A 13,040-nucleotide genomic window follows, 5' to 3' on the forward strand; every position below is an offset into this window, starting at 1 on the left:
TACTCCTCAAGCAGGTGCGGCGGCAGCGGGTGCGGCGGCGAGGCGGCTGGGGTCGAAGAGCCCGATGGGGTGATCCGTGCGGCCGTGCAGTGCCAGGTCGGCGACGATCTCGCCGACCACCGGCACGAACTTGAAGCCGTGCCCCGAGAATCCGGCCGCGACGGTGACCGAACCGGGGTGGGCCGGATGCCGCGCGATGACGAAGTGCTCGTCGGGGCTGTTGGAGTACATGCAGGTGGCGGCCTTGAGGAAGCGGCCGGGGAGCGCCGGGATCAGCCGGCCCACCTGGTCGGCCATCGCGGTCACCTCGTGGTCGTGGACCGTTCGTTCGATGGTCTCCGGCGTGCAGGGGGTGCCCTTGCGGAAGAAGGCGACCTTCGCGCCGAGCCCGGGGCCGTCGATGGCGGGGAAGCCATATACCTGGATGGCGTCGGCGTCCTCCCAGATGTAGATCGGGTGGTTCTCCGGCACGAAGGGGCGCACCCCGCCGGTCGGCTCGAACCAGTACATGACCTGCCGCTCGATGGTGAACGGCACCCCGAGGTCGGTGAGCAGGTCCGGCGCCCAGGCGCCCGGACAGATCACCAACTGACCGGCCGTGTAGGTGTCTTCGGCGGTGTGCACACGCACTCCGTCGCGGTAGGGCTCCCAGCGCGTCATGGGCTCCTCGAAGTGCAGGTCGGCGCCCCGCTGGGTGGCCAGCTGGAGGTGTGCGGCCACGGTGTTCTCCGGCCGGACCAGGCCCGCCCGCGCCTCGTACAGCGCCACCTCGTCGTCGCGCGGCGTCAGCGTGGGGAAGCGGCGCCGGATCTCCTGCGCGTCGAGCATCTCGTGGGGCAGGTCCCAGCGCTCGGCGGAGAGCCGCGAGCCGGACACCGTGCGGCTCTCGGGGCGGCCGAGCATCACGCCGCCGCAGAGCGTGGCGACATCGCGCCCGGTGTCGCGTTCGAGCCGGTCGTACAGCTCGTAGGCGCGCAGCAGCAGCGGTACGTACGCGGGGTCCTCGAAGTAGGACTGCCGGGTGATGCGCGAACCGCCGTGACTGGAGCCGCGGTTGTGCACCGGACCGAACTTCTCCAGGCCGAGCACCCGGGCGCCGCGCGCGGACAGATGGTGGGCGGCGGCGCTCCCCATGCCGCCGAGACCGATGACGATGACGTCGTACGTGGGTGACACGGGGCTCCTCCGGAGGGGCGAACGGCGGACGGAGTACGGCAGTTGGCGGCGGCTAGCGGCTAGCGGCTAGCGGCTAGCGGCTAGCGGCTAGCGGCGGATGCGGGTCATCTTCGGGTCGAACAAGGGCTCGTCGGCGACCGTCGCGGACACCTTCTCCCCGAAGTACTCGATGTGCACGCCCGTTCCGCTGTCCAGGACGGGCAGCCAGGCGTACGCGACACAGCGCCCCAGGGTGTAGCCGTACGCGGCGCTGGTGACGTGTCCGGCGGGGGCGCCGTCCACGTAGACGGGCTCCTTGCCGAGGACGACGGCGGACGGGTCGTCCAGGAGCAGGGGAGTGAGCCGCCGCGTGGGAGCGCCGAGCGCCTCCAGTGCGGCGCGGCCCACGAAATCACCCTTCTCCATGCGGACGGCGAAGCCGACACCCGCTTCGTAGGGGTCGTGTTCGGTGGTCATGTCGTGGCCCCAGGCGCGGTAACCCTTCTCCAGGCGCAGGCTGTTGAACGCGGAGCGCCCGGCCGCGACCGCGCCGTGCTCGCGCCCCGCCTCCCACAACGTGTCCCAGAGCCGCAGCCCCAGGTCGGCACTGGTGTACAGCTCCCAGCCCAGTTCACCGACGTACGACAGCCGCATCGCCGTCACCGGGACATGCCCGATGGCGGTCTCCTTGGCCTTGAAGTAGCCGAACGCCTCGTGCGAGAAGTCGTCACGGGTGAGCGGCTGTACGAGCGCGCGGGCCAGCGGGCCCCAGACGCCGACGCAGCAGGTGCCCGGGGTGATGTCGGCGATGTGCACGTCGCGGGGTGCGTGCCGAAGGAGCCAGTCCAGGTCGGCGGGGGAGTTGGCGCCCACCTGGAAGCGGTCGGGCGCGAGCCGGGCCACGGTCAGGTCGGAGCGGATGCCGCCCGCCTCGTCGAGAAGCAGGGTGTAGGTGACCGAACCGGGCCGCTTGGCGAGGTTGTTGGTGGTCATGCGCTGCAGGAAGGCGAGGGACCCGGGGCCGGTGACTGCGAGGCGGCGCAGCGGCGTCATGTCGTAGAGCGCGACCCTTTCGCGTGTCGCACGGGCCTCGGCCGCCGCGATCGGCGACCAGTGGCGAGCTGCCCAGGCGTCGCGCCCGGGCAGCTCGATGCCCTCGGCCAGCGGGGCGTTGGCCTCGTACCAGTGCGGCCGCTCCCAGCCGCCGCCCTCCAGGAAGACGGCGCCCAGCTCCTGTTGACGGGCGTGGAAGGGACTGACCCGCAGCGGCCTCGGCGACTCCAGGGGCTGCAGCGGATGGATGACGTCGTACACCTCGACGAACTGCCGCGCACCGCGCTCGGCGACGTACGCCGGAGTGCGCTGCGCGTCCTCGAAGCGCGTCAGGTCGCAGTCGTGCACGTCGAGCGAGGGCCGCCCCTCGACCATCCACTCGGCGACCGCCTTGGCGACACCCGCGGAGTGCGTGACCCACACGGCCTCGGCCAGCCAGAAGCCGCGCAGCGCACGGGACTCGCCGAGCACCGGCATCCCGTCGGGCGTGAACGAGAAGACGCCGTTGAACCCCTCGTCGATCTCCGTGCCCTGCAGGGCGGGGATCAGCCAGCGGCAGTCCGCCCAGCTCGGCGCGAAGTCCTCCTCGGTGAAGGGGTACGAGGACGGCATCTCCTCGGCGTCGTCGAACGCCGGGACCTCGAACGGGTCGACGGGCAGCGGGCGATGGGCGTACGAACCGATGCCGATGCGGTCGACGTGCTCGCGGAAGTACAGGTCCCTGTCCTGGAAGCGGAGGATCGGCATCGATGCCTCCGCGCGCGGGTCGCCGGGGCGTGCGAGTGCGGGCAGGGGCCGGGTCTTCGCGTACTGGTGGGCGAGCGGCTGCAGGGGCACGTCGACGCCGGCCATCCGCCCGATCACCGGCCCCCAGAAGCCCGCCGCCGAGACCACGTGATCGGCGGGGAAGGTGCCGCGGTCGGTGACGACGGCGGTGACGCGGCCGGGGTTCTCGCCGTCCCGCTCGATGCCCGTCACGGTGTGCCGGTCGAGAAATCGTGCTCCACGCGTGCGTGCCCGTTCCATCTGCGCGCGACAGGCAGGGACGGCGCGGGCCAGGCCGTCCTCGGGGGTGTACAGACCGCCGTACAGCTTGGTCTCGTCGATGAGCGGCCACAGCTCCTTGCACCGCTCGGGCCCGACCAGTTCGGCGTCGCGCACGCCCCAGGACGCGGCGAAGCCCGCCTTGCGGTGCAGATCGGCCCAGCGCTCGGGCGTCGTGGCGACCTCCAGGCCGCCGACGGCGTCGAAGCAGGAGCGACCGTCCGCCGCAAGGGCGTTGAACTTCTCGACGGTGTACGACGCGAACGCGGTGAGCGTCTTCGAGGGTCCCGTACGGAACACCAGACCCGGCGCGTGCGACGTGGAGCCGCCCGGCGCGGGCAGCGGCCCCTGCTCCAGTACGGTCACGTCGGTCCAGCCGCGGGCGGTCAGCTCGTCGGCGAGGGAGCAGCCGACGATGCCCGCGCCGATGACGACCACCCGCGGCCCGCCCGCGGCGCGGCTCACAGGACCACCACCGATCGCAGCACCTCGCCCCGCTGCATCCTGGCGAACGCCTCCTCGACCTGCTCAAGGGAGATCGTCTCGGAGACGAAACCGCCCAGGTCCAGACGGCGCGAGAGGTACTGGTCGACGAGGATCGGGAAGTCCCGTGTCGGCAGGCAGTCGCCGTACCAGGACGATTTGAGGGCGCCGCCGCGCGAGAACAGGTCGATCAGCGGCAGCTCGATCGCCGTCTCCGGGTCGGGCACTCCCACCTGGACGAGCACGCCCGCGTGGTCACGCATGTAGAAGGCTTGTTTGTACGTCGCGGGGACGCCGACCGCGTCGATGGCGACGTCGACCCCGAAACCGCCGGTGAGTTCGCGGACCGCCTCGACCGGGTCCGTGCCGTGCGAGTTGACGGTGTGGGTGGCGCCGAACCGGGTGGCCCCGTCGAGCTTCGCGTCGTCGATGTCGACGGCGATGACGCGGCGGGCCCCGGCCAGCGAGGCCCCGGCGATCGCGGCGTTGCCGACGCCGCCGCAGCCGATGACGGCCACCGTGTCGCCGCGGCCCACGCCGCCGGTGTGCACCGCGGCCCCGTACCCCGCCATCACGCCGCAGCCGATCAGGCCCGCGGCCTCCGGCCTGGCCGCCGGGTCGACCTTCACCGCCTGCCCCGCGGCGACCAGCGTCTTCTCGGCGAACGCGCCGATGCCGAGGGCCGGGCTCAGCGGCGTGCCGTCGAGCAGCGTCATGGTGCGCTCGGCGTTGCGCGAGTCGAAGCAGTACCAGGGGCGGCCGCGCAGACAGGAACGGCAGGCCCCGCAGGGCGCCCGCCAGGCGAGGATCACATAGTCGCCGGGGGAGAGATCGGCGACGTCCGCGCCGACCGCGTCGACGGTGCCCGCCGCCTCGTGGCCGAGCAGGAACGGGAAGTCGTCGTTGACCGCGCCCTCCCGATAGTGCAGATCCGTGTGGCAGACCCCGCAGGCCTGCACGGATACCAGTACCTCTCCCGGTCCGGGATCTGGCACGACGATCGTCTGCACCTCGACGGGTGCGCCCCTCTTCAGGGCCACGACGGCACGGACCTCGTGTGGCACGGCCAGGCTCCTCTGCTGTTGCGCACGGCACGATGGCGTGGTGCGTACGGCGCGTTGGCGTTGTTGCGTACTGCACGATCGGTTGCGCTATGAGAGACATAGTGGGAACGCCATCAAGAAGCCGTCAAGGGGGTGGAGTTAACCCTTCGCAAAACCACGGGGGCGCACGGAAACGCGGCCGACACGAACGAGGGCGGGGCCGGGAAATCCCGGCCCCGCCCTCGTTCACGTCACGCGTCCCGCCCGTCGGCGCCCGGTCAGAAGCCGTACCCCATCCGCCGGGAGAGCTCGACGGCGGCCGCGACCGTGCGCTTGGCGAGCTCGGTGAGCCGGTCCTCCGTCAGCCGGTACACCGGACCCGAGGCGCTGAGCGCCCCGATCACCTTGCCGTCGTGCGCCCGCACGGGGGCGGCGACGGCGGCGAGGCCCACCTCCAACTCCTCGACGGCGATGGCGAAGCCGTGCTCCACGACGCTCTCGAGCTCGGCGCGGAGCGCCACCGTGCCGGTCACCGTGTGCTCGGTCAGGCGCGGCAGGGTGCGGGCCAGCAGGCCCTCGCGCAGCGTGGTCGGCAGATGCGCGAGCAGCACCTTGCCGCTGGAGGTGGCGTGCAGCGGGGTGCGCCGGCCGAGCCAGTTCTGCGCGGTCACCGAGGCAGGCCCGCGCGCCTGCATGATGTTGACCGCGGCGTCGTCGTCCAGGACCGCGATGTTGACCGTCTCGCCCAGCTCGTCGGCGAGTTCGCGGCAGACCGGGCCGCCCTCCTGGGAGATGTCCATGCGCACTGCCGCCGCCCCCGCGAGGCGGAGTACGCCCGCACCCAGGAAGTACTTGCCGCGGTCCTTGGCCTGCCCGACGAGGCCGCGGTTCTCGAGCACCCCGAGGAGCCGGAACGCGGTCGACTTGTGCACGCCCAACTCGTCGGCGATGTCGGTGACTCCGGCCTCCCCGAGCCGCGCGAGGATCTCCAGGACGCTCACCGCGCGGTCCACGGACTGGACGGATCCGGCGGCTCCCTTCGCCTGCCTCTCCCGTGCTCCGCCACCCGGCGCACTGTTCTGATCAGCCTGTTTCGGCGTGCCGGTCATATCTCGACTCTCACCACCTGGCGGCCCGTCGGGCCGCGTCTTCGGGAAGCCCTTGACGCGACGGCTTCCCGACCGGATTCTGTTGCGCATAGCGCTCCCTCATGCGCCATGTGAAACATCATGTTACCGAAGGGTCTTGACCCCTAGGGGGCCAGGACCGGGCCGATTGACATCAAGAGGGGGGCCCATGATTCCCGTCTGCCGCCTTGCCGACCTCCCCGCGGGCGAGTCCGTCCGTCTCGACACCACGCCGCCCGTCGCGGTGTTCAACGCCGACGGCGAGCTCTTCGCCATCGACGACACATGCAGCCACCAGGACGCGTCCCTGTCGGAGGGATGGCTGGAGGGCTGTCTGGTCGAATGCCCGCTCCACGCCGCCTCATTCGATCTCCGTACCGGACAGCCGACCTGTCTGCCCGCCCGCCGGGCCGTCCGCACCCACCAGGTGTACGTGGAGGACGGCATGATCCACGTCCGCCTCGCCGTCGACGCGGGCAGCGCCGGGGAGGGATCCGCCGCATGAGGGCCGTCACCGTGGTGGGCGCCTCGCTCGCCGGTCTGTACACGGCGCGCGAGCTGCGCGCCCAGGGGTTCGACGGGCGCCTGACCGTCGTCGGGGCCGAGCCGCACCAGCCGTACGACAGGCCGCCCCTGTCCAAGGACTTCCTCACCGGCAGGTCCGACGAGGCCCAACTCGCCCTCACCGACCCGGAAGAGACCGCCGAACTCTCCGCCGAGTGGATCATCGGGACACGCGCGCGGGCGCTCGACGTACGCAGTCGTGCCGTCGTCCTTGAGGACGGACGCACCCTGGCGAGCGACGGCGTGGTCGTCGCCACCGGGGCATCGGCGCGACGGCTTCCCGGGCCCCCGCTCGCGGGCGTCCACACCCTGCGAGGCCTCGACGACGCCCGTGCGCTGCGCGCCGAACTGACCCTGGGGCCGCGCCGCGTCGTGGTGATCGGCGGTGGCTTCATCGGCGCCGAGACCGCGTCCTCGTGCGTGACGCTCGGGCACGACGTCACGGTCGTCGAGGCCGCGCTGCTCCCGCTCGCCGCCCAACTCGGTCCCGAGCTGGCGTCGGTGTGCGCGGGGCTCCATGAGCGGGGCGGGGCACGGCTGTTGACCGGCGTGGGCGTGGCCGGGCTGCGGGGCGGGGGCGCCGGATTCGGTCGGCCCGGTGGTCCCACCGGCCAGGCGACGCTGCCCGCAGTCACCGCCGTGGAGCTCGCCGACGGCCGTACGCTGCCCGCCGACGTGGTCGTCGTCGGCATCGGCGCCACCCCTAACACCGCGTGGCTCGCGGGCTCTTCCCTCGCCGTGGACGACGGCGTCCGGTGCGACGACGGCTGTGTCACCGCGCTGCCCCAGGTGGTCGCGGTCGGCGACGTCGCCCGCGTCGGCGGCGTCCGCGCCGAACACTGGACGAGCGCGACGGAACAACCCCGCGTGGCCGTACGGAACTTGCTGGCCGGACGCACGGTCGAGGCGGCGCGCCCGCTGCCGTACTTCTGGTCGGACCAGTACGGCTCCCGCATCCAGTTCGCGGGCCGCCGACAGGACGGCGACACCGTCCGCATCGTCGAAGGCTCCCCGGAGGCCCTCGGCGAGGGCGGCTTCCTCGCGGTCTGCGAGCGGGCGGGCCGCACGACGGCGACCCTCGCGGTGGACCGGGCCCGGCCGTTCATGAAGCTGCGGAGGGAACTTTCGGCACGGGAGCGGGAGGCGAGCTGCGTCGAGGGTGCGGGTCGCGTCGGGTATGCGAGCTGCGTCGAGGGTGCGGGGCGCGTCGGGTATGCGAGCTGCGTCGAGGGTGCGGGCCGCGTCGAGGGTGCGGGTCGCGTTGAGCATGTGGGCTGTGCCGATCCTCTGGCGCGTGTCGAGTCTCCGGCATACGCCGAACCTCCGGCCCGCGTTGAACCTCTGGCCCGCACCAATTCCCTGGCCCGCGTTGAACCTCCGGCCCGTACCGAGTCCCTGGCCCGCACCGACTCCCTGGCCCGTACCGAGTCTCCGGCCCGCACCGACTCCCTGGCCCGCGCCGACTCCCTGGCCCGCGCCGAGTCTCCGACCCTCACCGACTCCCCGGCCCGCACCAACTCCCCGGCCCCCACCGCCCCCGCGGCCGCGCCGACAGGTGCCTGACCCGGGCGCACCGCACCCCCGCACCCCCCGCACCCCCGCGTCCCACCTCAGGAGTGCGACAACTGGCCTGCTCCGCCCCGCCTGCGTATGCGCACCTTGCCGCGTCCCTCGACCCGGGCCTGTCGACGGGCCCGGCGCCGCTCGCGCCGCAGGTGGCGCGCCGTGCTGCTCGGCATCGACACGACTCCATGCCGCTGGTTCCACACCTGGCGGGTCACCCACACGTCGAGGACGCCCCATGTGGCGACGACCGTACTGGCCACGCTGCTCAGCACCATGGGGAAGGACAGCCACGAACCGGCGAGCGCCGCAAGGAAGGCGATCATCGCCTGCACCAGGGTGAGCGCCACTATGATCACCGCCCGCACGGCGGCCGTCCGTACGGGGTCGGGCAGCCGTCTCCTGCGCGCGGGCTCCTCGACCCACAACGGCGGCCGGTACGCCGGGATCTCACGCTCCCGCGAAGCCGCTCCTTGCCGCTCCCGTGAAGCCGCCCCCCGCCGCTCCCGTGAAGCCGCCCCCCGCGCCACCGCGACCTCTTCCGCCGCACCGCCCCCGGACGCCGTGTGGTGCTCTGCCATGCCCATGGATTCGTCACTCCCCCCGCTGCCTCGCGGCCTTTCACCGGGCGCGTTCTGGTCCAACTCACCAGTGGTTGCCCGTTTTGCTGCGCTTTATGTCGCTCGCTCATGGTCCATGACTGGTCCATGCCCCGTCCGCGACAGATCCACGACTCTCTTCATCTTCGACGAACGGGAGATCGGAAAGATTCCCGCTCCGCTTCCGTGAAGCGAAGAATTCCGGCCAACTGGCGTGCGGGGAAGGGGGGATGAGGCCGGGTGGCATGCCGCACATGCTGGGACGCAATCTCCCGTAATGGAGGGACAACTAGGGACGTCCCTTTCGCGTCACGGCTGAAAAGCGCTCGGATGCGCCTTCGAGTTGCCCGTGGGTCAGTAGTAGGCTCGCGCCGTTTGTTGACGCACATGTGTGCCCCTGGCCCATGATCCGGCCGCAGGGGGCCGATCTGGGGGAGGCCATGCGCTTTCGCGGGAAGTCCATCCGCCGGAAGATCGTGGCACTGCTGCTCGTGCCGCTGGTTTCCCTGACCGCCATCTGGGGTTTCGCCACCGTCATCACCGGTCGCGAGGCGAACCGTGTGCTCGGCGCGTCGTACGTCGTCGACAAGCTCGGCTATCCCATCGAGGACACGATCCGCGTGGTCCAGGAGGAGCGCCGCCAGACCCTCGTCTACCTCGCCGACCCGCGCGCGTCCGACGCCCTCGCCGCGCTGCGCCGCAGCCGCACCGCGACCGACGACCTGATCGCCACGGTCCGGGACAAGGCCGAGGACCCGGACGTCCGCGACGACGTCGAGGGCGACTCCGACAAGCAACTCACCGCGCTCGTCGAGGCCTTCGACGGCATCGACTCGCTGCGTCGTACCGTCGAAGAGGGCACGATCACGCGCGCGGGCGCCCTGAAGATGTACTCGAAGCTGGTCGACCCCTGCTTCGGCTTCCTGACCACGCTCAACGGCTTCGCCGGCCTCGACGACGTGGGCCTCGACCAGCAGGGCCGCGCTCTCGTCGGTGTCTCACGCGCGCGTGAACTGCTGTCCCGCGAGGACGCGTTGCTCGGCTCCGCCCTCGTCGCGCGGCGGGTCACCAAGCCCGAGATCCAGCAGATCGCCGAGCTGCGGGCACAGCGCGAACTCCTCAACGAAGTGAACCTCGCGCAACTGCCCGAGGACGACAGGGACCGCTACGAGCGCTTCTGGAACGGCGCCGAGACCACCCAGCTGAGGAAGGCCGAGGAGGACGTCATCGCGTCCGCCCCCGGCACCCCGCGCGCGGTGACGTCGGCGCACTGGGACGAGTCGGCGAGCCGTGTCCTCAAGGAGCTCGCGGAACGCAACATCGAGGCGGCCGACCGCTTCCAGGACCGGGTCGAACCGGCCACCGTCGGCGTCATCGTCCGTGCGGTCATCGCCGGTGTCCTCGGCCTGCTCGCCCTGCTGGTCTCGCTCTTCATGTCCGTACGCATCGGACGCAGCCTCATCCGCGACCTGCGCCGCCTGCGCCTGGAGGCCCACGAGGCGTCCGGCGTCCGACTGCCCGGCGTGCTGCGCCGCCTGGCGGCCGGCGAGCAGGTGGACGTGGAGACGGAGGCGCCGCGGCTGACGTACGACAAGGACGAGATCGGGCAGGTCGGCCAGGCGCTCAACACCCTGCAGCGCGCCGCCGTCGAAGCCACCGTCAAACAGGCCGACCTGCGCCGCGGCGTCTCCGAGGTGTTCGTCAACCTCGCCCGGCGCAGCCAGGTCCTGCTGCACAAGCAGCTCACGCTCCTCGACACCATGGAGCGCCGCACGGAGGACACCGACGAGCTCGCCGACCTCTTCCGCATCGACCACCTGACCACCCGCATGCGACGGCACGCCGAGGGCCTGGTGATCCTCTCCGGAGCCGCCCCCTCCCGGCAGTGGCGCAAGCCCGTCCAGCTCATGGACGTCGTCCGCGCCGCCGTGGCCGAGGTCGAGGACTACGAGCGCATCGAGGTGCGCCGTCTGCCCCGCATCGCGGTCACCGGGCCCGCCGTCGCCGACCTCACGCACCTGATGGCCGAACTCCTGGAGAACGCCACGGTGTTCTCGCCCCCGCACACCGCCGTGCAGGTCCTGGGCGAGCACGTCGCCAACGGCTTCACCCTGGAGATCCACGACCGCGGCCTCGGCATGGCCGCCGACGCGCTTCTCGACGCCAACCTGCGGCTCGCCGAGACGCCCGAGTTCGAACTGTCCGACACGGACCGGCTCGGCCTGTTCGTGGTCAGCAGGCTCGCGCAGCGCCAGCGCGTCCGCGTCTCGCTGCAGCCCTCTCCGTACGGCGGTACGACCGCCGTGGTGTTCATCCCCGAGAACCTGCTCACCGATGACGTGCCCGACACCAACGGCGTCGGCTTCCGGCTCGACCGGCCGCAGCCCAAGGACCCCGCCGTCGGTGCCGACAAGGCGGCCGACCGCACGGCGGCGCTCTCCCAGGTGCCCGTGCAGCTCCCCGGCCTCCCCGCCTCCGTCCTCGACGGCCCTGTCGAGCTGGAGGCCCCCGTCGGCATGGCGGACCTCGACTCCTTCCCGGGCGCGCTCGGCGACGAGGACAGCGAGATCGGCGGGCTCTTCCGGCCGCGACGCCGGGTGGCGGGCACACCGGGGGAGCAGCACCAACAGGCCCGCGACGACCGGGAGGCGGGCCGCACCGAGCCCACCCGCCCCGACGCGTCGGCGGGCCCCGCCACCGAAGAGACCGCCGACGGCGCTTACTCCGACGGTCCCGTGCCGCTGCCGCGCCGCAGGACCCCCAAGCTGGTCAGCTCGCACGGCCGCCCCGTGACGCACAGCCGTCCCACGGACAACAGGCCGCCGGACAGCAGGCCGCAGGACGCCCGACGGCAGGATGGCCGACCGCAGGACGGCGGACCGTTCGGCGACAGGCCGCTCGACCCGGCGGCCGAGGACGAGACACCCGGGCGCACCCGGCGTCCGGAGAGCCCGGAGGGCACGGCGGGCGGACGCCAGGCGCACCGCACCGCGTCCGGCGGCCTCGACCTGCCGCGCCGCCCGGAGCCGCAGTCCGCCTGGCCCGACCTGTCCCCGCCGCACCGGGACGTCACGGCCACCGACGGCGCCGACACGTCGCCGGAGCTGCCGAGGCGCGGCCGCCGCACCGGACTCCAGGGCCGCGGCACCCAGGACCGCACCGACGTCCGGCCGCCCGTCACCGCGGTGGACCCGGGCCGGACCACCGACCGCACGGACCGGACCACCGATCACCGCGACGTGCACACCGACCAGGACAGGAACGACACGACCACCCTGGGCGGACTGCCCCGCCGAGTCCGGCAGGCCAGCCTCGCCCCGCAGTTGAAGGACAGTCCCGACCGCCGCTCCGACCGCGCCGAGACCAGGCCGGAGGAGCGCGACGCGGACGAGGTACGCAGCCGCATGGCCTCGCTCCAGCGGGGCTGGCAGCGCGGCCGGGACGAGAACGCCGCGGGCGACACCGCCACGGACGGCTCAGCACCAGGAACCACAGAGGGGGACGGTCGATGACCGCACCGAAGGCCGACGCACGCACCGCCACGACCGGGGGGCCGGGTGAGCTGAACTGGCTCCTCGACGACCTGGTGCAGCGCGTCGCCAGCATCCGCAAGGCGCTCGTCCTCTCCGGCGACGGTCTGCCCACCGGCGTGTCCAAGAACCTGACCAGAGAGGACAGCGAGCATCTCGCCGCCGTCGCCTCCGGGTTCCACAGCCTCGCCAAGGGCGTGGGCCGGCACTTCGAGGCGGGCCGGGTCCGGCAGACCGTCGTCGAGCTGGACGACGCGTTCCTCTTCGTCACGGCGGCGGGCGACGGCAGCTGCCTCGCCGTCCTCTCGGACGCGGACTCCGACGTCGGCCTGGTGGCGTACGAAATGACGCTGCTGGTCAAGAGAGTGGGCGTGCATTTGGGGTCGGCGCCGCGCACGGACCTGCCCGCCGGGGGGTAGTGGGAGGTCATGAGCGACGACGGTCGAGGGACGCAGAGAACACAGAGATCACAGGGGTCACAGGAGACCCCCCGCTGGTTCGACGACGACGCCGGTCCCGTGGTGCGTCCTTACGCCATGACCCGCGGCCGCACGACGAGCCCCGGCCAGCACCGCCTCGACCTGATCGCGGTCGTCATCGCGGAGACCCGTCTCACCGACGACCCGGAGGCCGACCAGACGCTCTCTCCGGAGCATGTGGACATCGTCGAACTCTGCCGCGACAGCCCTCAGTCGGTCGCCGAACTGGCGGCCGAACTCGATCTGCCGATCGGCGTCGTCCGCGTCCTCATCGGGGACCTCGTCGACGACGAACTGGTGCACGTGACCCGCCCCGTACCCCCCGCCGAGCTACCGGACGAGAGTATTCTGCGCGACGTGATCGACGGCCTCCGGGCGCTCTGAACAGCGCGGAAGCGGG

The 13,040-nt window shown here is 72.3% G+C and carries 9 protein-coding genes and 1 pseudogene; 5 read left to right on the top strand and 5 right to left on the bottom strand.

Annotated features, from left to right (window positions below):
* Positions 1-6: 6 nt before the first annotated feature.
* From solA to ACFWZ2_RS35205, 4 genes are all read right to left on the bottom strand, one after another.
* Positions 7-1,176 carry an N-methyl-L-tryptophan oxidase gene (gene solA / locus ACFWZ2_RS35190; protein ID WP_384552775.1) on the bottom strand — a complete coding sequence of 390 codons (1,170 nt, stop codon included), beginning with the start codon at positions 1,174-1,176 and terminating at the stop codon, positions 7-9.
* An 87-nt stretch (positions 1,177-1,263) separates the two neighbouring features.
* Entirely contained in the window at positions 1,264-3,717 is a 2,454-nt protein-coding gene (locus ACFWZ2_RS35195; RefSeq protein WP_384552777.1) for an FAD-dependent oxidoreductase, read from the bottom strand.
* Positions 3,714-4,799, bottom strand: coding sequence for an S-(hydroxymethyl)mycothiol dehydrogenase (locus ACFWZ2_RS35200; RefSeq protein WP_384552779.1), 1,086 nt, complete (start codon positions 4,797-4,799; stop codon positions 3,714-3,716). Before ACFWZ2_RS35200 ends, ACFWZ2_RS35195 begins: the two co-directional genes overlap by 4 nt.
* 257 nt (positions 4,800-5,056) lie before the next feature.
* A complete protein-coding gene (locus ACFWZ2_RS35205) occupies positions 5,057-5,887 on the bottom strand; it encodes an IclR family transcriptional regulator (RefSeq protein ID WP_384552781.1) in 831 nt (276 codons plus the stop codon).
* A gap of 187 nt (positions 5,888-6,074) precedes the next feature.
* Between ACFWZ2_RS35205 and ACFWZ2_RS35210 the strand changes: the two genes are divergently transcribed.
* Positions 6,075-6,410, top strand: coding sequence for a bifunctional 3-phenylpropionate/cinnamic acid dioxygenase ferredoxin subunit (locus ACFWZ2_RS35210; protein ID WP_384552783.1), 336 nt, complete (start codon positions 6,075-6,077; stop codon positions 6,408-6,410).
* A pseudogene (locus ACFWZ2_RS35215) lies at positions 6,407-7,618 on the top strand (NAD(P)/FAD-dependent oxidoreductase); the annotation flags it as partial. The gene ACFWZ2_RS35210 and the pseudogene ACFWZ2_RS35215, both read left to right, overlap by 4 nt.
* 461 nt (positions 7,619-8,079) lie before the next feature.
* Here the strand turns inward: ACFWZ2_RS35215 and ACFWZ2_RS35220 are convergent.
* Positions 8,080-8,619, bottom strand: a complete 540-nt coding sequence (locus ACFWZ2_RS35220) for a hypothetical protein (RefSeq protein ID WP_384552785.1) — start codon at positions 8,617-8,619, stop codon at positions 8,080-8,082.
* Between the two features lie 452 nt (positions 8,620-9,071).
* On the opposite strand from ACFWZ2_RS35220, the gene ACFWZ2_RS35225 reads away from it, so the two are divergent.
* The 3 genes from ACFWZ2_RS35225 to ACFWZ2_RS35235 are packed head-to-tail and all read left to right on the top strand — an operon-like array spanning position 9,072 to position 13,024.
* Positions 9,072-12,143 carry a nitrate- and nitrite sensing domain-containing protein gene (locus ACFWZ2_RS35225; RefSeq protein ID WP_384552786.1) on the top strand — a complete coding sequence of 1,024 codons (3,072 nt, stop codon included), beginning with the start codon at positions 9,072-9,074 and terminating at the stop codon, positions 12,141-12,143.
* Positions 12,140-12,580 (top strand): roadblock/LC7 domain-containing protein, encoded by a 441-nt coding sequence (locus tag ACFWZ2_RS35230; RefSeq protein WP_384552788.1) that lies wholly within the window; start codon positions 12,140-12,142, stop codon positions 12,578-12,580. Before ACFWZ2_RS35225 ends, ACFWZ2_RS35230 begins: the two co-directional genes overlap by 4 nt.
* A 9-nt stretch (positions 12,581-12,589) precedes the next feature.
* Positions 12,590-13,024, top strand: coding sequence for a DUF742 domain-containing protein (locus ACFWZ2_RS35235; RefSeq protein WP_384552790.1), 435 nt, complete (start codon positions 12,590-12,592; stop codon positions 13,022-13,024).
* Positions 13,025-13,040: the final 16 nt, after the last annotated feature.

It is taken from the genome of Streptomyces sp. NPDC059002 (assembly GCF_042740435.1).
Classification (GTDB): Bacteria; Actinomycetota; Actinomycetes; order Streptomycetales; family Streptomycetaceae; genus Streptomyces.